The organism is Altererythrobacter epoxidivorans, from assembly GCF_001281485.1.
Taxonomy (GTDB): Bacteria; Pseudomonadota; Alphaproteobacteria; order Sphingomonadales; family Sphingomonadaceae; genus Erythrobacter; species Erythrobacter epoxidivorans.
This window is the reverse complement of record NZ_CP012669.1, coordinates 2,166,292-2,189,921: the sequence shown is the minus strand read 5'-3', so window position 1 is coordinate 2,189,921 and position 23,630 is coordinate 2,166,292. Positions and strand designations below refer to the sequence as shown.

The following is a 23,630-nucleotide window of genomic DNA, read 5'->3' as shown; positions in this document are numbered from 1 at the left end:
GTGTTTAGCAGTGCTATTCCGCGCTGGCGACCGGACCGCGCGATGCCTTTTGCCTCGCCCACCAATAGAGCGGATATCCGGCCAGCATCAGCACCAGGCTCCAACCGCTGGCCTCGATCCCTGCACCCCACAAAGTCCATACCGCATAGATGGCGCCGACGAGGGCAAAGGGGCGAACGATCTTCAGACGCCAGGCGGCAAGTGCGACCACCAGATAAAGCCACAGCGCGGCGCTGGTGGACAGCAGCAACACGAATTCGAAAATGCCCTGCATGCTCCGGCTGGCGTTGAGCGCCAGGCAGACGGTTGCAATCAGGCTCGATGCGATCAGCGCCCTCACCGGAGTGCCGCGACTGTCTGTCCTTCCATACCATGCGGGCAGGGTCCCGCGCTCCGCCATGGCGCGGGGAAGTTCTCCCTGCATCAGCACCCATCCGTTGAGCGCGCCGACGCAGCTGATGATGGCGAACAGGGAAACCAGCGCTGCCGGACCGGCGGCCCAGAATTCCTCCACGAACAAGGCCAGCGGCGCAGGTGATTGCGCGACGATGTCCTGCGGCAGCATCAGGGCGACGGCAGAACAGACGAGGAGGTAGAGCAAGCCTGTAAGAGCGGTACCCCACATGGTCGCGCGCGGGACATTGACGTCCGGGTTTTCGACGCGGGCTGCGGCCACGCTCGCACATTCGAAGCCGAGCAGGGCAAACAGGGTGAAGGCGGCTGCGGCGCGCAGGTCTACCCCGTTAAGCTCTGCCATTTCGAAGGCCCGGACTTCGCCCCTTCCGTCACCAAGGACGATGGCGGCGATCACGACGATGGCTATCAACGGTATGACCTTGAGCAGGACGGTCACGATCTGGAAATTGCCAGCCGCCCGCACGCCGCGCAGGTTTATCAGCGTCATCGCCCAAAGCAGGACGATCGCGCTCAGCGCCGGCATGAATGCCGTTTCGCCGATCGCGGGCACAAAGGCGGAGGTATAGCTGACGGCGGCGACCGCGATAGAGACATTGGCGGTCCAGACCGACACCCAATAGGCCCAGTTGACAAAGAAAGCTGGGAGGTCGCCGAAAGCTGCCGTGACGAAGCCTGCCGGGTCGCGTGCTTCCGGCTTCGCCTTGGTCAGGGCCGCGAATACCCAAGCCAGCACCAGCGTGCCGGCGGTGACCACAACCCATGCAAGAACCGCGTTCCAGCCATAGGGGGCAAGGCTGGCCGGAAGCAGGAACACGCCCGAACCGATCATGTTGCCCATCACCAGCGCGATGGCGCCGATCAGCCCGAGCTTGCGCTTGTCCGCGCCGGCGATGCCCCTTGGGCCTGCGGTTTCAGGCCCAGCCAATTCTCAGTCGCCGTCCAGCTTCTTCGCGAGGGCGACGCCGCCGGTAATGAGGAAGGGCACCAGTACGATGCTGAGAACGACCTTGGCCAATACCTGGCCGATCATCAGGTTGGTGATGTCGAATTCGCCATAGAAGGCGAGGGTGATGAAGATCACCGAATCGATGGCCTGGCTGATGGCAGAGGCGATGGCACCGCGCACCATCAGTCCCAGCGTATTGGCTTCTCCGCTGCCGCGCAGCTTCGAAAAGATCCAGACATTGAGCAGCAGCGAGGTGATGTAGGCGGCAGGGCCGGCCATCCACACGCGCCATGTCGAACGATGCACCTGTTCGAAGGCGGCAAGGTCATCGGGACGGAAATCGATCATCTCGACAGAGGCCGGCAGGCCCAGCACCAACTGCATCAGCAATGCCGAAATGCCCAGCGGGATGAAGCCCCACCACACGATCGTATTGGCGGTTTTCTGCCCGTAAAGCTGCGCTACCGTGCTCGAGATCACGACCAGGACGAGGTAGGGAAAAATGCCCGCCTCGACCGAAAGTTCGGTCGGCACGAGCTGGACCTGCTTGAACGCGAGGACTCCTGCGAGCACCGTCATGCCGCCATAAAGCATCAGGTAAACGAACAGGCCGCGCGGGGTGGCTGCTGCGGCGAGTGCGTTCGAATTGCCGGGTTCGGTCATGCGGAATTTCGTCCTTGAAGGCTGAATGAGCTGTGCACGGACATGCAGCCCGATCTCCATGAAAATTGACTAACGGGATTGTGCGCGCAAGAGAACGGATAATTTCATCCGCAACTTGTCTGCCTTTGGGCGAAAGGGTCCCATGCCGCCAATCCTTATCAACATCGCCGGTATCGCGGTGATCCTGCTGATCGCCTTCCTCCTTTCGACCGGCAAGAGGCGGATCAAGCTTCGCATCGTGGGTGCGGCATTCCTGTTGCAGGCGCTGATGGCGTTCCTCGTCCTGGCGACAAGCTGGGGCAGGGCGGTGATCCAGGGAATGTCGAATGGCGTGGCGGCACTCCTTTCATATGCCGATGCAGGGACCGCGTTCCTGTTTGGTGCCGACAACCCGCTGCAGAACACGTTTGCGCTCGGTGCGCTGCCGGTAATCGTGTTCTTCGCCTCGCTCGTCTCGATCCTCTATTATCTCGGCATCATGCAACGCGTGGTCCGCTGGGTCGGCGGGGCGATCGCCTTCGTCACTGGCATCAGCAAGGTCGAAAGCCTAGGTGCGGCGGCCAATATCTTCGTCGGCCAGTCGGAAAGCCCACTGGTCGTCAGGCCATATCTCGCTGCGCTCGCGCCCAGCCGCCTGTTCACGCTGATGAGCGTTGGCATGGCCGGTGTCGCAGGCACGATCCTCGCGGCTTATGCCGGGCTGCTCGGCAATGAATACCTGCCCTTCCTGCTTGCTGCTGCCTTCATGTCGGCACCGGGCGGCATCCTGATGGCAAAGATCATCATGCCAGACGAGGAAGAGGATAACCCGGCAGCGGAAGGCGAGATTGCCTTGCCCAGGGCGCGCATCAGCGGCGACGGGCCGGCCGCGCTCACCGAAGGCGACCGCCCGCACGAAGTCGAGGTTGCCGAAACCTTCGAGGAAGGGACCAAGCCTGCCAACGTGATCGAAGCTGCGGCTCAGGGCGCACAGACCGGCGTGAAGCTGGCCGTTGCAGTCGGCGCCATGGTGCTCGCTTTCGTAGCGCTCGTCGCGCTTGCCAACGGTTTGCTTGGCTGGGCGGGCGGCTTGTTCGGCTATGCCGATCTCAGCTTCCAGCAGATGCTCGGCTGGGTTTTTGCCCCGGTCATGTTCCTGATCGGCATTCCGTGGGAGGAAGCAGGCGCAGCCGGCGGCCTGTTCGGAACCAAGATCGTGCTCAACGAATTCGTCGCTTTCATCGAACTGGGCGCGCTCGAAACGCTGACCGATCGCAGCCGTGCCATCGTTACCTTTGCGCTGTGCGGTTTCGCCAATTTCTCCTCCATCGCGATCCAGATGGCGGTCACCGGCGGGCTTGCGCCAAATCAAAGACCTGTGATCGCAAAGCTCGGTATCCGCGCGCTCGCTGCCGGCAGCCTCGCCAATTTGATGAGCGCGGCTCTGGCGGGACTCTTCCTACCGTATTAAGGGCGCACCCATTATGACCGACTCATCAAACGATATCGCGGTGGTCTCACTCGACCAGCCGCTCGAAAACATTGCCGACGATCTTGGCCGCAGCTTCTCCGAATATGGCTTTGCCGTCATTCGTGACCACGGCATCCCGCAGGAACTGATCGACCGGGCTGAAGCCAAGTCGAAGGAATTCTTCGCCCTGCCGACCGAAGCCAAGATGAAGTACAAGATCGAAGGCGGCGGCGGTGCCCGGGGCTACACGCCTTTCGGCGTCGAAAAGGCCAAGGATGCAGAGATCTTCGACCTCAAGGAGTTCTGGCACATCGGGCGTTCGCTGCCCGCAGGGCACGAGCTTGCCGAATTCATGGCGCCGAACATCTGGCCGGAAGAAGTCGACGGTTTCCGCGATACTTTCAGCGAACTGTATTCGGCGTTCGAGACCGCTGGCGGGCGCGTGCTCGAAGCGATCGCGATCCACCTTGGCCGCGACCCGAAATTCTTCGTCCCGACAGTCGAGGACGGCAATTCGGTTATGCGACTGTTGCACTATCCGCCCCTGCCCGAAGATGCGCCCGACGGTGCAATCCGCGCTGCGGCGCATGGTGACATCAACACCATTACCCTGCTGCTTGGCGCTGAAGAGGCCGGCCTCGAACTGCTTACCAAGGAAGGCACCTGGAAGGCTGTCGACGTGCCGGAAGGCGCGCTGGTCATCAATGTCGGCGACATGCTCGACCGCCTGACCAATTCGAAGCTGCGTTCGACCACACACCGCGTGGTCAACCCGAAGGGCGAGGCCGTGCGCCGCGCGCGTTTCTCGATGCCGTTCTTCCTCCATTTCCGCCCGGACTACGTCATCGAGACGCTTCCCGAGTGTATTGAGGAAGGCCACGAGTCGGAGGCTCCGGCCCCGATTTCGAGCCACGAATTCCTTCTCCAGCGCCTACGGGAAATCAATCTCGCCTGATTGGCGGCGATCGGCGCCCGCTCGGGCGGATTCGCCAATCTATGTTGCAGTGCGGCAACACCCCTTTGAAACCCTACGGAATCCGAGGGTTTGAGGGGGGTGTCGCCCGCTCGCAACGGGGGCGTTGCGGAATTACCGCCGATCCTTTCACAGAATTGACACAAAACGGTCTTTTTAGCGCAGCGATGGCCCTTTATCGGGCCGCCATCGCAAGTTTTCTCCCGCGCAAAATCCATTCAGGGGCTAACCAACCATGAAACTCAAGTATCTCTTGGCTGCCAGCGTCGTTTCGCTGTCGGCGGCTGCGACTTTCGTAGCGCCCGCCGCGGCGCAGCAGATTACCTCGGGCGTTTCCGGCCAGGTAACCGACGAAGCCGGTGCACCGATCTCCGGCGCGACCGTTACCGTCACCGACACCCGTACCGGCGCGACCCGCACGGTCACCGCCAGCAACGACGGCCAGTTCCGCATCGACACGCTGACCTCGGGCGGCCCCTACACCGTGACCGCTTCGGCTCCGGGCTTTGAAGGCCAGAGCATCGAAGACCAGTTCATCAGCGTCCAGGGCACCACTCAGTACACCTTCGCGCTCAGCTCGGCTGCAGTCGGCAGCGAAAACGTCATCGTCGTCAGCGCATCGCGCGTGAACGTGACGCAGCTGGCCGTCGGTCCGGGCAGCGGCTTCAGCGAAGTGGTTCTCGAAACCGCTCCTTCGTTCGACCGCGACGTTCGCGACATCATCCGTATCGACCCGCGCGTAACGCTCGACCCCGACACCAGCTCGGGCCAGAACCGCATTTCGTGCCTTGGTGGTAACGACCGTTCGAACGCATTCACCGTCGACGCCATCAGCCAGGGCGACCTTTACGGCCTGAACGGCAACGGCTTCGCATCGCGCAGCTCGACCCCGATCCCGTATGCGGCGATCCGTGAAACCTCGGTTGAATTCGCTCCGTTCGATGTCGAATACGGCCAGTTCACCGGCTGTGCGATCAACGTGATCACCCGCTCGGGCAGCAATGAATTCCACGGCAGCGCCTTCTACGAATATTCGGACGACGGCCTTCGCGGTGGCGACGTTGCAGACGTTCGCACCACTCCGGTCGAGCCGCAGAAGAACTGGGGCGCATCGCTCGGTGGCCCGATCATCAAGGACCGCCTGTTCTTCTTCGGCGCATACTCGCACCAGGAAAGCGGCGAAGCATTCGACTTCGGCCCGCAGGGTGGCGGTTTCGCCAACGAAACGCCCGGCATCACCGTTGCCGACTTCGAGCGTTTCTCGAGCATCCTGTCGACCAAGTACGGCATCGAAACCGGCCCGCTGGTTTACAACCTTCCGTACGAAAACGACCGTTACTTCGGTCGCCTCGACTTCCAGATCAACGACGATCACCGCCTCGAAGCGACCTACCAGCGTCTCGACGAAAGCACTGTGAAGCGTGACGGTATCTTCACGTCGATCACTTCGCCGACGCTGACCGGTCTCAACAACTTCTACAATTCGGGCACCAAGTCGGAATACTACTCGGCTCGCCTGTACTCGGATTGGTCGGACCAGTTCTCGACCGAACTGCGTTACGCTCACTCGCAGATCGACGATATTCAGGATCCCGTCGGTGGCGGTGAAGCACAGTCGGGCAACCCGATCCCGCAGATCAACGTCGGTATCGAGCAGAACGGCATCCGTGGTTCGTTCCAGGCTGGCCCGGGCACCTTCCGCATGGCCAACCAGCTGAACACGACGGTCGATTACGCAACCGCGATCGCCCGCATCAAGGCAGGCGACCACACCTTCAAGATCGGCACGACGTGGAACCAGGTTGAAATCTTCAACCTCTTCGTTCCGGGTTCGAGCGGCACGCTCAACTTCGCTTCGCTCGACGATCTCGAAGCAGGCATCCTGACCAACGGCAGCAGCACCTCGGGCTTCTTCGGCAGCAACCTGGTGAACAACCGTGTCGTTGGCGCTGTCGGCGCAGCTTCGGCAACCGGCGACGTGAACGACGCAGCTGCTCAGTTCAAGCGCACCACCTGGAGCTTCTTCGCCCAGGACGACTGGCAGATGACCGACCGCCTCAGCGCGATCATCGGCGTCCGTGTCGACATGTACGACGGCGATCGTCCGGGCTTCAACCCGCTGTTCGCAGACCGTTACAACGAGCGTTCGAACTCGATCAGCTTCAGCAACCTTCCGGTGTCGTTCCTGCCGCGCGCAGCCTTCACCTACGAAGCTGACGATTTCGGTCCGTTCAGCCGTCCGACCGTTCGCCTCGGCGCCGGCATCTTCTCGGGCGGTGACCCGCTGGTCTGGTTCGGCAACGCCTTCCAGAACAACGGCATCACCTACGCAGAAGGTCGCCTGAACTCGTCGACCTGTTCGGGTCTCTCTTCGCCGTACAACGTCCTTCAGGGCGGTACCTTCACCGGCGTTCCTGACTGTGTCTTCCAGGCCGGTCAGAACATCGCCGCACAGGGTCGCGGCGACACGCAGTCGATCGATCCGGACATCAAGACGCCGAGCGTCGTGCGTTTCAACGCCGGCTTCGAAAGCGGTCTTGACCTGGCAAGCAGCGGCTTCTTCAGCGACTGGAACCTGAAGACCGACTTCATCTACAGCCATTTCCGTGATCCGTTCACCGTTGCCGACCTGTCGCAGGTCATCGACTATCGTGAAGGCCTCAACGGCTACACCATCGATGGTCGTCCGATCTACGCAGCGATCGACCCGACGAACGCCGGTTGTACCGCTGTATTCCAGGGCAACAATCCGGGCCCGATCTTCTCGAACGTGAACGACCCGTGCTTTGCCACGAGCCGTGACGACGAGCTGGTCCTGACCAATGCTGGCAGCTTCAACAGCTGGACGGCTTCGTTCCTTCTGTCGAAGAGCGCATATCGCGGCATCTTCACCGAAGGCGGCCGGATCGACTTCTCGCTGGGCTATGCTTACACCGATGCCCAGGACCGTCGTGCGATGACCAGCTCGACTGCAGGTTCGAACTACGACCGTACGCTCGCATTCGACCTTCAGAACCCTGCTGCTGCGGACTCGATCTACTCGAACACCCACAACATCACGGCTCGCGTGTCGCTGGCGGAAGAATTCTTCGCCGATCACAAGACGCGTCTGACGGCAACCTTCACCGCACGTTCGGGCCGTCACTACGGTCTGGCCTTCGCCGGTGGCGGTGTGTTCAACGACTCGTCGTCGGGTTCGGACAACGCTGTTGTCTACCTCCCGACCGGTGTCAGCGACCCGAACATCTCGCCGCTGTCCGACATGGGTGCGGTTCAGGACCTGGCCGATTTCGCAGCCGGTCTCGACTGTGCGAAGGACTACATCGGACAGAGCATCGCTCGTAACACCTGTGAAAACGACTGGTACTACGACCTCGATCTCAAGCTGTCGCAGGACCTGCCCGGACCGGGTAGCTTCTTCGGCCTCGACGACTCGATCCAGGTCTACGGCATGATCGACAACTTCCTGAACTTGCTCGACAAGGACTGGAACGTGCTTCGTTCGCGCCAGTATGCCGGTCAGCAGCCGGTTGCCGACATCGACGGTGTCGACAGCGAAGGCCGCTACATCATCACCGACTTCATCGGTGAAGAGAACTTCGAAGCCGACAACCAGCTGTACATCCCCGCTTCGGTGTGGCGCATCAAGCTGGGCGTGAGCTACAAGTTCTAATCCAAGCGGATTTGACGAAAATGAGCGGCGGGGCCTTCGGGCTCCGCCGTTTCTTTTTGTGCAGGCGGGATTTTCTCAGGCAGCCTCGAGCAGGTCGCGGGCCAGTTCTTCCCTGACTTCGGGATCGACCTCGCTGCGCAGGGCACGCTCGAACGCCGCGGCGCATTCGCCCAGCCTGTCTTCGCCAAACATCCCTGCGGTTCCGGCCAGCTTGTGGACCAGCCGTGCCAGATCCTCACCATCGACACCGGTCAGGCTGCCGCTGCGCAGCGCCTGCGCGACGGCATCGATCGCTTCGCGGCGGCGTTCCTGCCATGTCGCGAGGATCTTGTCCGAATGCCTGCGCGGCACGGCACGCGGCAGATCGTCAGGTAAAACTGTGGCCGCTGACCTGTCGTCCTCCACGATTGTCGTGGGCAACCAGCGCTGCAAAGTTGCAACCAGTTCCGCGAACACCAGCGGCTTTGCCAGGTGCCCCTGCATCCCAGAATCCCGCGCTGCTGCAATGTCTTCCGGGAAGGCGTTTGCCGTGAGCGCTATTATGGGAAGGGTCGCAGGGCCGATGCCTTCCGCGCGAATGGCGCGCGTCGCGGAGTACCCGTCGCAATCGGGCATCTGAACATCCATCAGCACTAGGGCAAAGGGTTCGCCCCTCGCATGGGCGTCCAGCACCATCGAAATGGCCGCATTGCCGTCATGCGCGACATTCACCTGCTGATCGCACCGCTCGAGCATTTCGGTAACCAGCAGACGGTTCACGTCGTGGTCCTCGACCAATAGAATCCGGGCCTTTTCCGGCAAGTCCGTGCTCTCCGGTTCTCCCTTTGGCACGCTGTCGATGGCGGGTGCGGCCGTTTCGACCAGCGGGAGGCAGATGGTGAATTCCGTGCCGATCCCTTCCCTCGATGTCACTCCAAGGCTTCCGCCGAGCAATTCCGCGAGCTGTCGGCTGATCGAAAGGCCAAGCCCCGTCCCGCCGTATTTCCGGTCAGTGTTGCTGTCGCCCTGTTCGAACGGGGTGAAAATATCCTCCAGCCGGTCTTCCGGGATGCCGATGCCGGTGTCCCGGACCGAAATTTCGAGCCGCCCGTCGCCGGTCTCTATGGAAACCTGGATCGAACCCTGCATGGTGAACTTGATCGCATTGCCGATCAGGTTGAGCACGATCTGGCGCAGGCGAAGCGCATCGGTGACGCTCCAGCATTCGTCCGAACCGGCGTCTACTTCGAGCTCAAGTCCCTTGCCCTCGGCAGCAGCCATTTGCAGCGCCACGCACTCATCGATCAACCGGACGATATCGACTGGCGACTGCTCGATCACGATCTGGCCTGCCTCGATCTTCGACAAGTCGAGAATGTCGTTGAGCAGCAGCATCATCGAACGGCCCGACTGCACGATCAGCTCGGCATGCCGCCTCTGCTTTCCCTCCAGCGGCTCCTGCAGGAGCAGTTCGGCAAATCCGAGCACGCCGTTCATGGGCGTGCGTATCTCGTGGCTCATATTGGCGAGGAATTGCGATTTTGCATGCGCGGCGTCTTCCGCGTGCCTGCGGGCCCGAACAAGCTGCAGTTCCAGCTCGACCCGGGCAGTCACATCGCGGGCCGATACCACGATACCCTCGGCTTCGCCGGTCGCGGGTGCGCGCGCGATGGCGCAATCGGCCTCGATATAGACCGGTTTTCCATGCGGATCGTCGAGCAGGCGGCGATAGGTGAAGCGTTGCTTTTCCGCTTCACCGGACAGCAGCCTCTCTTCCGCTTCGCTTATCCTGTCGATGGCATCGGGATGCGCGCGATCGCTCGCACGCGTTCCCCGAAACGCCGCGGCCGGTTCGCCCAGCACCTCGCCGACTGACGGAGACGCATAGGTGCAGACCCCGTCGAGATCGAACCGCAGAACGGCGTCGGTGATGTTGTCTGCGAGCAGGGCAAGTTCGCGGCGGCTCTGTTCGATCTCCTGTATGAGGCGATTGCGCCCCGACAGGATTGCCGCGACCGGAAGTCCCATCAGGAAGGCTGCGGCAATGAAGCCTTGCAGCACGACGATTTCCGCGCTGTCGGAATGCTGGATCAGGTTGATCGGTCCTAGCTCCAGCGAAGTGAAGACCGTCGCGATGCTCGCGACCTTGGTCACCGAAAAAGCAGTCCCCAACGCGCCGAGCCGGAACGCATGGGAAAGCACGACCAGGCCGGTCAGGAACAGCAAGGGAAATTCGGTCTGCGCAAAAACCGCTACCGTCATGGTCGTGCCGGCAATGGTCAGGATCGACCATTCGATCGCCTCGCGGCGGGAGGGCCAGCGTCGTCGCCGCCAAGAATCGACGATGATGAGTGACGCGGGCGCGATTATGATCATGCCGAGGCCGTCGGTGACCGCCCATTTCAGCCACAAGACTAGGGAGGCGGGGCCATCGCCGCCAAGAATTGCCATTGCGAGGGTGGCCGAGGCGAAGGGGGCGGCAATCGCAGCCGCGCCCACGAAGCGCGACAACTGGCCGATATCCTCCATGTCAGGCCGCATCCCGCAGAAGCGTCGCGACAGGTGAACCGCGATCAGGATCTCGGCAAGGTTGCAGGCGGCAAGGCCGATAGCGTGCCAGGCATCGTCGCCTGCAAAAACGTTCGCAAGGACATTCCCGGCAAACAGCGATCCCAGGAACAGCCACTCGCGGGCGAGGCGCACCCTGAGCATGAACACCACCGCCAGTGCATTGGGTATCCATACCGCAGCGATGCGACCGTCCCCGCGGGTGAGCTCAATGCTGGCAAAGGCGACGATCCCGAACGCCAATGCAGCGGCCAAACCGATCGATACCTCCCGCTGCAATCCTGGACCTGCAATGGCGGCACGGGTATCCGGCAAGTTTATGCTGTTCATCCTGAATCCCTTCCGACAAGGTTATAGAGAGCCGGCAAGGTTTGCGGGCGGCAGCTGGAGCGCAGGGTGAATTCGGACAAACAGTCAGTTGCCTCAACGGGCTTCGTCAACCGCAAGCGCAAGCCTCGTGTCGGGACGATCTTGCTGATCGTCGCGCTGCATATTCTCGGGCTCTACGGCTTGGCCAAGGCATTCGCGCCGGACATGACCGCCACGGTCGAACGCACCGTCGTGAGCGCATTCACCGTCACGGTCACGGCTCCCGAAGAAGAAACGCCGGTGACCGAGCCCGAACCGGACGAGGGAGCACAGGGCGATCCGGGGCTGAAGGCTACGCCCAAGCCTGTGACCGCACCAACCTCGCCGATCAAGACCAGGGAAACCCCGGCTCCCCGTGCCTCTTCGACCGGGGCGGCCAATACTTCAGGCGCAAGGGACCAAGGGGATGGCACCGGGGCAGACGGTTCGGGACTGGGCACAGGCAGCGGCCGCGACGGTGGCGGCACGGGCGGCGTCGCTGCGACCAAGCCGCAGCATGTTTCGGGCAGGATCAACAACGCGCGCGATTATCCGGTACCGCCCGGTGGCCGGGACGCGCGGCGAGGTACGGAGGTGATCGTGCGGGTGATCGTCGGGGTCAACGGGCGGGCATCGAACTGCTCCGTTTACAAACCGAGTCCCGATCCGGAGGCCGATCGTATCACCTGCCAGCTGGTCGTTGACCGGTTGGGCTTCAAACCGGCGCAAGATGCACAAGGCAATCCGGTTGCAGCACCATTCTACTGGCGGCAACGCTGGTTCTGAGGGGACGTAACCTCGTGGCAAGGCCTTGAGTTTAAGGAGGGAGCGTCATGAACACTATGCGCATTCATCCGGTCATCCTCTGCGGGGGCAGCGGCACGCGTCTCTGGCCGAAAAGCCGCAAGGCCCGTCCCAAGCCCTTCATTCCGCTGATCGGCGACAAGACGCTGTTCCAGGCGGCACTTTCGCGGGTGAAGGGTGACGAATTTGCGCCAGCGACGATCGTCGCTGGGCCGCAGCACGTCGATCTCATTGAAGCCCAGGCGCGTGGACATGATCTGCAGATCGTTGTCGAGCCTTGCGCGCGCAACACCGCACCGGCCATTGCGCTTGCGGCGGCCAGGCTCGATCCCGGCGACGTCATGCTGGTGTGTCCGAGCGATCATTTCATCGCCGACGAAGATGCCTTTCGCGATGCCGCACGCGCTGCCTTCCAGCTAGCCCGCGAGGACAAGCTGGTCGCTTTCGGGATTACCGCGGATCGACCGGAAACAGGATATGGTTACATCCGCCGGGGCAAGCCGCTGTCGGGTGGCTATTCGGTCGCGGAATTCGTCGAGAAGCCCGATGCCGGGCGAGCGATGCAATTCCTCGCCAGTGGCGAGTACGCATGGAATGGCGGCATCTTCGTTTTTCGTGCCTGCGCGGTATTGAGCGAGTTGCGACGCCAACGGCCGGACATGGCCGAACTGGTTGCAGCGGCCGTTGCAAACGGTTCGGAAAGCGGCACCCTGTTCCATCCCGATGCCGAAAGCTTTGCCGGGATCGCCGGTGAATCGATCGACTATGCGGTAATGGAAGGCGCGAAGGACGCCGCCGTCGTGCCTGTGTCGATGGGCTGGTCGGACATCGGCAGCTGGGCCGCCTTGCACGATGCGCTGGAAACCGACGAAGATGGAAACAGTGTGGAAGGGCCCGCACAATTGCTAGATTGTGAGAATGTCCTGTCGATCAGCGACGGACCTCGCATCTCCGCTGTCGGAGTAAAAGACCTGTGCATTGTCGTCGATGGCGACGAAGTCCTGGTGACTTCGCGCGATGGTGCGCAACTGGTCGGGAAACTGGACGGCGCGGCCAATCAGTAAGCGGTCAGCCCCGGCCGCCGATAACCTTCTCGATTTCCGCCTTGCCATAGGGCTTGATGATCACGCCCTTGTTCGAATCGTGGCTCGTGTCGAGCGTCTGCTCGCCGTAACCGGTCGCTAGGACGTGCGGGATGTTCAATTCGCGCAGTTTTTCCTGAACCGGTTCGCTGGTCTCTGCGCCGAGGTTGAAGTCCACGATGGCAAAATCCGGACGGTGCTTCTCGATCTCGTCCAGTGCCGCTGCGACGCTCGCCGCCACCTCGACATTGGGGACCCCGAGCTGTTTCAGGCATTCCTGTGTGTCGAGCGCGATGATTATCGAATCCTCGACGATCAGCACACGCTGGGGGAGCGAACCGGTCGGGGTGGGAGCCGAAACCTGGCGGGTCTCGCCATTGAGTGCCTTCTCGCCGACCATTTGTTCGTCCATGTCGAACACATATTGTGCCGGGACGAGGAAATCCGCCTGCAGGCCATCGGGCTCGTAGCGGACCGTCGCCTCACCCTTCAGGTCGAACGGGATCGAACGTTCAATGATGGTCGATCCGAATCCGCGGCGGGTCGGTTCCTTGACCTCGGGTCCGCCAATTTCGCGCCATTCTATGTGCAGGTCGCCTTCGTGGTCGCGGCGAAGATTGACCTGCAAGTGCCCGCGACGATCGCACAGGCTGCCGTATTTTGCCGAATTCGTGACCAGCTCGTGCATCACCAGCGCCAACACCGTGTAGGCCTCCGGCGCGATCAACACGTCTTCGCCCTGGATCAGCAGGCGCTCCGCCTTCTCCTGGAGATAGGCTTCTACTTCGGCCTCGATCAATGCGCTTAGCGGGGCCGGCGACCAGTTCTGGCGGGTGATATTGTCATGTGCGCTCGCCAGTGCGCTGATGCGCCCGCCGATGATCTGGCTGTAGTCCTCTATGTTGGCGGCATCGTGCTGAGATTGCGCGACGAGGCTGCGGATCAGATTGAGGATATTGCGGACGCGGTGGTTGAGCTCTGCGATCAACAGCTCTTGCTGTTCCTGCGCCCGGCTGCGATCGCGAACCGCGGCGTCGGTCAGGCGCAAGACCACCTCGATCAGCGTGTTGCGCAGGCTTTCCGCGATTTGCAGTTCGTCCGGCGTCCAGGGTGAACTCCGGCCGCTGACGGTCTCTTCCCATTGGGCAAAGCTCTTGCGCGGCGAAAGGCGGATTCCGTTTTCGGTTTCCTCAACCACCTTTTCCGGATTGCCTGCCCAGCGAACAGTCTGCGCTTCTTCCTTGCGCCACAGGACGAGGTAGTCGCGCGGACTGCGAGAGATCGGCACGATCAACGCCCCTGCCGCCCGTTCGACGAAGGGTTTCGCCGATTTGAGCTGGTCGGCCAGCGCGCTGGTGGCGATGACCTTGCTCGTCGGGGCGCCGTTCAAGGCGGGGATGAGAGCCTTGAATTCTTCTGCATCGGGCGCCGAGCCCTGGCTGCGATAGGTGCCGTCAAGATAGATCGACATGCCGTCATGTACGATCACGTCCTTCAGGATGCTGACAAGCTGAGGCAGGCTGTCGGCAAGCGAATTGCCTCCGGCGAGCTGCATCATCAGCTGGTCGTGCATCCGCCGCCCGCGTTCGAGCAGGCCCTCTTTCGCCGATTGCAGGCTCCGTTCGAGGGTAAGCGAGAAAAGCTGCGAGAAAAGCTCTGCCACGGTGCGAAGCGGGAAGGGCAGGACCCGTGCGGAATAATGGTGGCACGCGAACAGGCCCCAGAGCTTGCCGCCGATGACGATCGAAATCGACAGGGATGCGCCTACGCCCATGTTCTGCAGATATTCGATGTGGATCGGCGACACTGCGCGGAGCATGCTCATGCTCAGGTCGACGGGTTCTCCGAGTACAGATTCCTGCGGCTCGATCGGCACAGGTGCAGCGTTGATGTCGCTGATGATGCGGAACCGGTTGCGCAGGTAAAGCTCGCGCGCCTGTTCGGGAATATCGGTGCGCGGATAACGCAGTCCGTGAAAGCTTTCGAGGTGTTCTTCCCTCGCTTCGGACACGACCTCGCCGCTGCCATCGGGATGGAATTTGTAGACCATGACCCGGTCGAAGCCGAGCAGGTCCTTGATCAGGCCGGCGGCACGGTCACACAGCGCATCGACGTTGTCGATCCGGTCGAGCGTGCGGATGAGCGGCCGGAGATGGTCGAGGTGGTGGCTCGAATCCTGTTCCTGGTGCCGTTCGAATTCAATGATCACCAGCGGCCCCGCCTGGTGGACGGCGAGGTCGAACAGGGCTCCGTCGCGGAGCAGGCGCGAGGCGAACATGCGCTCGACCTGGTCGATTTCCTGCAGGCGCCTTACTGTATCGCGCAACCTTTCGACAGCTGGCTGGATGAAGACGTCGGACAGCGGAGCACCGGGCTCGACCGCCGCACCTGTGCCGAGGATTTCGGCTACGTTGGCGGAGGCATGGGCGATGTTCCAGTCGCCATTGACGGCGATCATGGCGCCGAAGGGCTGGATATAGCCAAGCTGGTGGATCGGCTCGCGATCGCACTCAGTCAGATCATATTTTCTGGGACCCAGCGACATCACACCTGCTCGCAGACGAAAGTTTCGGCGACCGCGATGAAGTGGTCGAACACGCTCATAGCCGCTGTTTCGGCGGCAGCAAGCCTTGCACGCTCGCAAGGACTATCGAGTATCGGCCGGATCCGTTTCCAGAAGTCCGTCATCCTGTCATCCGACAGGAAATCCGCTGGCCATTCACCAGCGCTGGCAGCGCTGACTTCGCGAAGGATCGCCTTGTTTCCAAGCGATGATCCGGCAATTGCCCAGGCAAGGCCGATCTGGTCTGCCCCTGCCGGAAGCTCGAAATTCAGCCGTGCCTCGATCGGGCGGCAGCCAAGCGTCGCAAGGTCCCGTTCTATGAGACCGGATTGCGGCGGTGGCCCCATATCGCCCGCACCATTTTCGTCGATCCATCGTTCGATCGGCTGACGGGCAGCGTGCTGGATCTGGAGAAAACTCCGGTATCCTTCGCGAGAGGACCAATCCGCGTTACGCATGATCGCGTCCAGCATGTCATGCCTCTCGCGCGTGGACGCACGAAGAGATAGCCGCAAGCTCTCGACATGGCATTCAACGGCGATTCTGTTTGCTCCCGATCACTCTCACCTCCGGAACCGGAGGGCCCCCATAGGGTCTAAAATTACCAATTGTGACGATGGTTCCACAAAGATCGAACGCCATTGCCTCCCCAGTCGAAATCGCCTTCGACTGAGGGGCATTTGCAACAACATATGTTAAAAGTAAAGGTCGGCTGCAGCCACTTTACGCTGCGTTTTCAGCTCTTTGTTAGCATCTTCTGGCCGCTCGACCGGATCGCTCCCTCGATCATAGGGCGGACGAAGGAGAGTGCCGGTGGCAGCGCGATCTGGAAGACGAGTTCGCTGTCGAAAACCTCGATGTCGCCGGTGATCGACTGGCCCATTGCATTGACGCTCAATCGCATGAGGTCATCGCCCTGCCACTCGGTATCGACGCTCGCCATTCCGCCTGGAATATGATCGGCGATTTCGTGGCTGCGTTCTTTGAGGCGGCGACGGACCTCGTCCTTGCCGAGGTCATGGGGAAGGGCGATCCTCATCGGGTGTGGTTCTCCAGCTCTTCCGCGGTGCCGAAGCGGTAATCGAGATAGCGGCTTTTCACGGCAAGATCGTCGAGCGCGCCTTCCGCCAGACGCCGGGTTACGCGGTCAACCTCGCCGCTGATCTTTCCGAGGCTTTCGGTCAACCTCTCGTCGGCGGTCTTTCCCGCGTGCTTCTCGCCGCGCAGGTGCGCCGGGATACGGCGGTAATTTTCGATCGTTTCGGGGATGTATTCGCCTACCAGTTCGCGGACTTCGTTCACCGCGGGATTGTTCGCATCGATGGTTTCGAGCTGCAGGCCAAGCGCATCGAGCTGGACGCCCAGCTGGTCCACGACCTGGACCGCTGGCGCGGGCAGGGCCGGTCGTTGCATCTCGAGCCACAGCTCGGTGCGGCCGACCATCTGCCGTGCATCACCCTTCTTGAGGTCTTCGCGCTTCGGCACTTTCATCTTCGGGTATTTGGAAAAGACCCCGACGGCGACGATGGCCGCCAGCACGGTAAGCATCACGCCGGCAAAGCCGATGCCGTCGATGATCAGGCCGGCGACGACAGCCGTCGCCCAGATTGCACCAAACGCGACGAGGATGCGCGTCACCTTCTTCTTCCAGTGGCTGGCCTTCAGATCGGCCGAGCCGCGCCCGATGGATTTCCCGACCCGGCGATGAGTTCCGCCTTCCCGTTGAACTTGGAGGGACCGTCCTGCAGCCTCGATAATCTGTTGCGATGCGGGGGTCGTGTCGCTCATCAGCGATCCAGTGCCAGCAGCGAAGGTTCGGAAGCGATCTTGGCCTGGGCCTGCGCCTGTCCTTCGGCACGGGCGATATAGCCTTTCGACTTCTCGACCTCGCTCGACAGTACATCGACCGTCTGTTTCATGCTCTGGAGCGCACGGACCTTGAAGTTGTCGACCTCGTCCATCGTATCATAGATATTCTGGAAAGCGCGCTGCAGCGTCTCGAGCGGGATGGTGCTCGATGCGGCCTGCTCGTGGATCTGGCCGGTCTGTTGGCGCAGCATGGTGCTGGTCGAATCGATGATGTTCGATGTCGTCTCGTTGAGCGAGGTGATCTGCTTCAGCACCAGGCGCTGGTTCGTCATCGCCTGCGCCACCGTTACCGCGGTGCGCAGGGCACCGACCGTGGTGGTGCTGGCGCGGTCGACACCCTTCACCAGTTCGACATTGTTCTTCTTGACCAGGTCGAGCGCGAGATAGCCCTGCACGCTGACCGCCATCTGGGTGAGCAGGTCCTGCGTTCGCTGGCGGACGTAGAACAGCGCGCTTTCACGCAGCGCCTTGGCCTTTGCCGGATCGCTGGCATCGAGTTCGTCAGCCTTGTCTTCGAGCCGCTGGTCGAGCGTCTTGGCGATGTGGATCATCTGTTCCAGCTCGCCCATGGCTTCCCACAGCTTCTGGCGCTCGACGTCGATCGCGGCATTGTCTTCGTGCAGTTCACGCTTGCCCGAAGCGAGGCGGTCGAGGATCGCCTGGATGTGCCCCTGTGCGCTGGTGTAGCTGTCGAAATAGCGCTGCAGCTTGTTGCCGAAGGGGATGATGCCGAACAGCTTGCGACCGCGCACCTTGCCCTTACGGCCGGGATCGAGGTCTTCGACCGTGCGGCGAAGTTCGGCGAGGTCGGCACCGACGCTGTTGTCGCTGTCCATCGCGCGGACGGGGCGGTCGAGGAAGCGGTTGGACATCGCGGCAGCGGCGCGGATCTGTTCCTGCCCCATGCGCGTGATCTGGTCGACCTTCTCGCCGAATTCGGGCGAATTGGCGTCTTGCGCAACGAGGTCGGCAACGAAGCCGTCCACCTTCTCGTCGAGCTTGCTGCGCTTTTCCGCATCGACCGGGACCAGGCCCGATGCCTTTTCCGGGGCAACCGTGGGCACGGGATCGGGCGGGGTCAGATCGAAATCGGTCGCCGTTTTCGTCGCCGTCTGGTTCGCATTTGCTTCGGTGCTCATAGCTGCCCTTCGTACTTCTGTTCCGTGGCGGTCTCCGCCTGACAATACTGTATTAGTATGCTAAGACAGGGACTTCAAGAAATTGTGACGAATATCGCGTGATGCGTCCATGCTTTCGTTTGGCGCGCGGGCGCTCTATCACCATGCGACACGGGTAATTTTTCGGTGGGACGACAATTGGCAGACAGCATCGACAGCAAGGCTGACGACACCAGCAATCCGGTGGCGGCAACGCTTTTCAATATCAGGACATGGTGGCGGACCGAGGTGATCGGGACCGTCGACCAGCAGGCGGTGATCGAAAAGCGCCGCGAAGATGCGCTGTTGTCCGAACGCTACCTGTTCATGACCGCCATGTCGGGTGGCATCGCGATCCTCGGCCTGCTGCTTTCCTCGCCTGCCGTCGTCATCGGCGCCATGTTGCTGTCGCCTCTGATGGGGCCGATCATCGGGTTGGGTTTCGCGCTCGCGATCGGTGACTACAACTGGCTCAGGAAATCGGCGCGCAGCCTCGCATGGGGCACCGCGATGGCGGTTTTCCTTTGCGCCCTTGTCGTATTCCTCTCGCCGATCCAGACGGTGACGCCCGAGATCGCCGCCCGGACGCGGCCCAACCTGTTCGACCTGCTGGTCGCCTTCTTCTCCGCGCTAGCCGGTGCCTATGCCATGATCCGTGGACGCGAAGGCACTATCGTCGGCGTGGCCATCGCTACCGCATTGATGCCGCCGCTCGCCGTGGTCGGCTTCGGCCTTGCCACACTCAACTGGACGGTCTTTTCCGGCGCGCTGCTGCTCTATGTCACCAACCTGCTGACGATCGCGCTGACGGCATGGGGGATGGTGCGGCTCTACGGCTTCCGTTCGACGCTGACTGAACGGCAAAGCCAATTCCAGAACTTCGTGGTTATTGCCGTCTTCATCGCTCTCGCAGTGCCGCTGGCGCTCTCCCTGCGCCAGATCGGCTGGGAATATAGCGCGCAGCGCGTCGTGAAAAGCGAGCTGCAGGATGCCTTCGATGCCAAGTCCCGCGTGAGCCAGGTCGACATCAACTTCGCTGCGCGCCCGATCACGATCGACGCAACCGTGTTGACGCCGGAACTACGGCTGGATGCAGAAGAACAGGTGAAGCAGGCACTGTCGCGCAGGCTCGACCGGGATATCCAGCTGGTCCTGACGCAGTATCAGGTCGGAACCAGCGCTACCGCCGCCGAACGCGCCCAGATCGCTGCTGCGCGGGCCAAGGAAGAGGCCGCCGCCCAGCGCCGCGCCGAAGACCTCGCAAACCGGCTTGCGCTCGTGGCTGGTGTGAAGGATGCCGATGTGACGATCGACCGCTTGCGCCGCCGCGCCGTGGTGCGGGCCAAGGTGCTGGATGGTGCCAGCCTGACCGCCTATCGCACGCTGGAAGAGCGGATTGCCGCGACAGAGCCCGACTGGGTCATCGAAGTGATCCCGCCGCTCCGACCGCTGCCGCCGATTGCCTTCGAACGCAAGCAGTCCGAAGAGGAAGACGGCAGCACGATGAGAACCACTGCTGCAGGCACACGTGACCTGCAAACCCTGGTCTGGGCGGCCGAGCGCACCGGCATGCCTGTCGTGGTTTCAGGCCCGCGTGAGCTGGTCGATATCGTCCGCCGGGATCTGGAAGCCGAAGGTGTCAGCGCGACCGACGGTACGATCACCCAGAATGGGATCGTGGTATCGCCGCGCTGGAACGACCTCGACTGATATTGGGGATCAGGCCGCTTCGAGCAGATCGATCGGCTTGATTTCACCCGCCAGATACTGCCGCTTCGCCTTGGCGCGGCTCAGCTTGCCCGAGCTGGTGCGCGGCAGCGTGCGCGGCGGAACCAGTTCGACCACGCAGCTCATGCCGGTAACCGAACGCACCTTGTCGGCGATCTGGTCGCGCAGGCGCACCCGCTCTTCGGGATCGGAAACGCGGCAATGCACCAGTACGGCGGGAGCTTCTTCGCCGTTCTCGGTTTCGACCGAGAAGGCAGCGATATCGCCGTGGTTGAAACCGGGAAGCTGCTCCACGGCCCACTCGATGTCCTGCGGCCAGTGGTTCTTGCCGTTGATGATGATCATGTCCTTCGCCCGGCCGACGATGAACAGGTAGCCATCGGCCATGTAACCCATGTCGCCGGTGTCGAGCCAGACGTCGCCGTTCTCCTTGGCGACGAGGCATTCCTCGGTCGCTTCCTCGTTGCGGAAGTAAGAGTGCATGACGCTTTCACCGCGGCACCAGACCTTGCCGATCTGATGATCGCCCTTGGCCTGGCCGTTTTCACCGCGGATCTCGATTTCCATGCCGGGCAGCGCCTTGCCGCAATTGACGATGGCGCGATAGCGGGCCGGTCGCGACAGGTCGCGGGGGGTGCCCGACAGGCGCTCTTCCTCGACCAGTTCGACGCGGATACCCTCTCCCGGAGGCATGACGGTGACCGCCAGCGTCGCTTCGGCAAGGCCGTAGCTGGGAGTGAAAGCCTGCGCCTTGAAGCCTGCTTCGGCAAAGGCGTTGACGAAGCTCTGCATGACGTCGGGACGGATCATGTCCGCGCCATTGCCGGCGGTGCGCCAGCGCGACAGGTCGAAGCGGTCGCCGACATGGCTCTGGCTCGAGATGCGGCGGGCGCAGATGTCGTAACCGAAGGTCGGCGAATAGGAGAGCGTGTTGCCCTGGTTGCGGCTGATGAGGTCGAGCCATGCCAGCGGACGGCGGGCGAAATGCTCGGTCTTGATGTAGTCGCAGCTTGCCTGGTTGGCGATCGGCGACAGGAAGCAGCCGACCAGTCCCATGTCGTGATACCATGGCAGCCAGCTGACGACGCGGTCGTTCTCGCCCAGGTCGGTCGCGGTCGCATGGCCGAACAGGTTGTGCAGCAGCGCGCGGTGCGTGACGGCAACGCCGGTCGGGAAACGGGTCGAACCGGAAGAATACTGGAGATAGCAGATGTCGTCGGGGTTCGCCTGAGGCAGGTCGCATTCGGGTGCTTCGCGCTGGGCGAAATCTTCCCAAGCCTCTCCCGCGCAGCCCTGCTTGTCGGCAGCGGCCTTCGCCATCTCGGCAATCTCGCCAGGATAGATCAGCATCTTCGGGTCAGAGCTTTGCAGCTGGACCGAAAGCTGGTCGATATAGCTTTCCTTGCCCCCGAAAGTAGTCGGCAGCGGCAGCGGAACCGGCCATGCACCGACATAGGTGCAGGCGCAGAACAGCGCTGCGAAATCGGGTCCGGTTTCCGCGATCAGTGCGATCCGGTCGCCCTTGCCGATACCGGCAGCGACCATGCGGCGCGCCATCGTCAGGGCGTCTTCGCGCATCTCGGAGAAGGGATAAACCCGCTCCAAAGTCCCGCGCATATCGTGAAAATTGAGGCCCTTTTCGCTTCTGGCAGCGTAATCGATGGCCTCGTTGAACGTCGCGAAGTCAGCCCTGCGGCGTGGCAGGGGGCAGTCGTTCGGCGTCGGCGTCAGTGCGGCGTCGGTCATAATTCTTAAGCGATACCCGTGAGTTGCGATGCGTATTGCTGCACCTTCTCATCCCCCAAAAAACAGGAAAGAAGCTCCCCGCATGCGTTCGATCTTTCCCATTCGATAAGGAGTGTGGCACCATTATGGCAGAATGGTTTCAGATGAAACAGCCCCCCGGCGTCGAAAACGTATGCCGAAGCCGCTCGACGAGACGCGGCTGAAGGACCTTGCGCTGGCCTATGTCGCCCGTTTTGCGACCACCGGGGCCAAGCTGGAAGCCTATCTCGCGCGTAAATTGCGCGAGCGCGGATCGGTGGAGGGTGAGCCTGTTCCCGATGTGCGCCGCATCGTCGAACGCATGATCGAACTGCGATACGTGGACGACGAAGTCTATGCCAAGGCGAAGGCAGGCAGCCTGCTGCGGAAGGGATATGGCGGACGGCGCGTCGAGCAGGCGTTGCGGGAGGCAGGGGTCGATGAGGACCTGCGCGAAGAAATGCGTCCAGCCGAGTCATCTGCGCGGCAGGCCGCCTATGCGCTTGCCAGCCGCCGCCGCTTCGGACCGTTCGCGACAGAATTGCCCGAGCGGGATAAACGCGAAAAGCAGATTGCGGCAATGATCCGCGCAGGCCATGGGTTCGACACTGCGCGGCAGATCATCGAGGCGGAAACGGTCGAGGCTGTCGAGCAATGGGTCGAAGAGGCAGAGGACGAATACGAATGAAAACATGGATGTGCGCCATGGCAGCAGCAGCAATGCTGGCAGCCTGTTCGCCGCAGGGGCAATCGGCATCGAGCCCTGCCCCGGTAGCAGGCACGCAGGCGGCGATTCCTGACCGTCATCCCCTGTCCCGCCTCCCGCTAACCATGCTGACCGTCGAAAGCGGCAAGAAAACGCATCGGTTCGTGGTCGAAGTCGCCAACACGCCCGAGGCTCAGGCCCGCGGACTGATGTTCCGCACCGAGCTTGGCGATGACGAAGGGATGGTCTTTCCTTCCGAACCGATCGCGGCGCGCAGTTTCTGGATGCGCAACACGCCGATCCCGCTCGACATCATCTTCGTCGGGGTCGACGGGCGGATCAGCAATATCGAAGCCAACACGGTCCCCTATTCGCTCGATCCGGTATCTTCCGTCGGCCTCGCGAGCGCGGTCCTCGAACTGCGCGGCGGACGGGCGGCAGAGCTCGGCATCGCGGCGGGCGACAAAGTGACATGGGATGCGGTCGAATAGCACCTGTTGATGCTTGGCGAGGCAATTCAAATCCGCTAGGCGCGCTGGCCATGGGAATCCTTTCGAAAATCTTCACCTGGTGGGATGGCGCGACCATCGGCACGATGCTGTGGAGTTCGCGTAATGGCGAACACGTCGGCACCGATGCGCAGGGCAACAAGTATTATCGCTCGAAGAAGCGGGTAGAAGGCAAGCGCGAACGTCGCTGGGTCATCTACGAAGGTGCCAATGACGCAAGCCGCGTTCCTTCGGAATGGCACGGCTGGCTGCACGGTGCAGGCGATGACGTACCCGAAAGCAATCTGCCCCCGGCCAGGATCTGGGAAGCGGACTACACGCCCAACGCAACCGGCACCGCGACAGCCTATCGCCCGCAGGGCGCGCTCGAAATGGGCGGCAAACGTGCGGCTGCGGTCGGCGATTACGAGGCATGGAGCCCGGAAGGCTGA

The 23,630-nt window shown here is 62.1% G+C and carries 18 protein-coding genes; 9 read left to right on the top strand and 9 right to left on the bottom strand.

Annotation, left to right across the window (positions count from 1 at the left end; genetic code table 11):
- Positions 1-13 precede the first annotated feature (13 nt).
- Complete coding sequence (locus tag AMC99_RS10830) at positions 14-1,342, bottom strand: amino acid permease (RefSeq protein ID WP_338021442.1); 1,329 nt, start codon at positions 1,340-1,342, stop codon at positions 14-16.
- A gap of 3 nt (positions 1,343-1,345) precedes the next feature.
- Positions 1,346-2,026 carry a queuosine precursor transporter gene (locus AMC99_RS10825; protein ID WP_061926448.1) on the bottom strand — a complete coding sequence of 227 codons (681 nt, stop codon included), beginning with the start codon at positions 2,024-2,026 and terminating at the stop codon, positions 1,346-1,348.
- A gap of 142 nt (positions 2,027-2,168) precedes the next feature.
- Between AMC99_RS10825 and AMC99_RS10820 the strand changes: the two genes are divergently transcribed.
- The 3 genes from AMC99_RS10820 (at position 2,169) to AMC99_RS10810 (ending at position 8,122) form a co-directional block, all read left to right on the top strand.
- The gene (locus AMC99_RS10820) at positions 2,169-3,476 is read left to right on the top strand and encodes a NupC/NupG family nucleoside CNT transporter (protein ID WP_061926446.1); all 1,308 of its coding nucleotides are present in this window, start codon (positions 2,169-2,171) and stop codon (positions 3,474-3,476) included.
- Between the two features lie 13 nt (positions 3,477-3,489).
- Positions 3,490-4,431, top strand: a complete 942-nt coding sequence (locus AMC99_RS10815; protein WP_061926444.1) for an isopenicillin N synthase family dioxygenase — start codon at positions 3,490-3,492, stop codon at positions 4,429-4,431.
- Positions 4,432-4,684: 253 nt separating this feature from the next.
- Complete coding sequence (locus tag AMC99_RS10810) at positions 4,685-8,122, top strand: TonB-dependent receptor (protein WP_061926443.1); 3,438 nt, start codon at positions 4,685-4,687, stop codon at positions 8,120-8,122.
- 75 nt (positions 8,123-8,197) lie between these two features.
- On the opposite strand, the gene AMC99_RS10805 is transcribed toward AMC99_RS10810, so the two are convergent.
- Entirely contained in the window at positions 8,198-10,999 is a 2,802-nt protein-coding gene (locus AMC99_RS10805) for an ATP-binding protein (RefSeq protein WP_061926441.1), read from the bottom strand.
- A gap of 66 nt (positions 11,000-11,065) precedes the next feature.
- Between AMC99_RS10805 and AMC99_RS10800 the strand changes: the two genes are divergently transcribed.
- A complete protein-coding gene (locus AMC99_RS10800; protein WP_061926439.1) occupies positions 11,066-11,803 on the top strand; it encodes an energy transducer TonB in 738 nt (245 codons plus the stop codon).
- Positions 11,804-11,850: 47 nt separating this feature from the next.
- Positions 11,851-12,885, top strand: a complete 1,035-nt coding sequence (locus AMC99_RS10795) for a mannose-1-phosphate guanylyltransferase (protein ID WP_061926437.1) — start codon at positions 11,851-11,853, stop codon at positions 12,883-12,885.
- Positions 12,886-12,889: 4 nt separating this feature from the next.
- Here AMC99_RS10795 and AMC99_RS10790 read toward each other — a convergent pair whose 3' ends face one another.
- The 5 genes from AMC99_RS10790 to AMC99_RS10770 form a co-directional block, all read right to left on the bottom strand.
- The gene (locus tag AMC99_RS10790) at positions 12,890-15,448 is read right to left on the bottom strand and encodes an HWE histidine kinase domain-containing protein (RefSeq protein WP_061926435.1); all 2,559 of its coding nucleotides are present in this window, start codon (positions 15,446-15,448) and stop codon (positions 12,890-12,892) included.
- A complete protein-coding gene (locus AMC99_RS10785; protein WP_061926433.1) occupies positions 15,448-15,939 on the bottom strand; it encodes a biliverdin-producing heme oxygenase in 492 nt (163 codons plus the stop codon). The genes AMC99_RS10790 and AMC99_RS10785 overlap by 1 nt, the downstream gene beginning before the upstream one ends.
- A gap of 263 nt (positions 15,940-16,202) precedes the next feature.
- Positions 16,203-16,505 carry a polyhydroxyalkanoic acid system family protein gene (locus AMC99_RS10780; protein WP_061926431.1) on the bottom strand — a complete coding sequence of 101 codons (303 nt, stop codon included), beginning with the start codon at positions 16,503-16,505 and terminating at the stop codon, positions 16,203-16,205.
- A complete protein-coding gene (locus AMC99_RS10775; protein WP_061926429.1) occupies positions 16,502-17,254 on the bottom strand; it encodes a hypothetical protein in 753 nt (250 codons plus the stop codon). Before AMC99_RS10775 ends, AMC99_RS10780 begins: the two co-directional genes overlap by 4 nt.
- Positions 17,254-18,474: a toxic anion resistance protein gene (locus tag AMC99_RS10770; RefSeq protein ID WP_061926427.1), complete on the bottom strand. Its 1,221-nt coding sequence runs from the start codon at positions 18,472-18,474 to the stop codon at positions 17,254-17,256. Before AMC99_RS10770 ends, AMC99_RS10775 begins: the two co-directional genes overlap by 1 nt.
- 177 nt (positions 18,475-18,651) lie before the next feature.
- On the opposite strand from AMC99_RS10770, the gene AMC99_RS10765 reads away from it, so the two are divergent.
- Positions 18,652-20,202, top strand: coding sequence for a TIGR00341 family protein (locus tag AMC99_RS10765; protein ID WP_061926426.1), 1,551 nt, complete (start codon positions 18,652-18,654; stop codon positions 20,200-20,202).
- A 9-nt stretch (positions 20,203-20,211) separates the two neighbouring features.
- Here AMC99_RS10765 and AMC99_RS10760 read toward each other — a convergent pair whose 3' ends face one another.
- Entirely contained in the window at positions 20,212-21,966 is a 1,755-nt protein-coding gene (locus AMC99_RS10760; RefSeq protein WP_061926424.1) for a fatty acyl-AMP ligase, read from the bottom strand.
- Between the two features lie 172 nt (positions 21,967-22,138).
- Between AMC99_RS10760 and AMC99_RS10755 the strand changes: the two genes are divergently transcribed.
- The 3 genes from AMC99_RS10755 to AMC99_RS10745 are packed head-to-tail and all read left to right on the top strand — an operon-like array spanning position 22,139 to position 23,630.
- The gene (locus AMC99_RS10755; RefSeq protein WP_232301392.1) at positions 22,139-22,672 is read left to right on the top strand and encodes a regulatory protein RecX; all 534 of its coding nucleotides are present in this window, start codon (positions 22,139-22,141) and stop codon (positions 22,670-22,672) included.
- A 17-nt stretch (positions 22,673-22,689) separates the two neighbouring features.
- Positions 22,690-23,181 (top strand): DUF192 domain-containing protein, encoded by a 492-nt coding sequence (locus AMC99_RS10750; protein ID WP_061927944.1) that lies wholly within the window; start codon positions 22,690-22,692, stop codon positions 23,179-23,181.
- Between the two features lie 50 nt (positions 23,182-23,231).
- Complete coding sequence (locus AMC99_RS10745) at positions 23,232-23,630, top strand: NADH:ubiquinone oxidoreductase subunit NDUFA12 (protein WP_061926420.1); 399 nt, start codon at positions 23,232-23,234, stop codon at positions 23,628-23,630.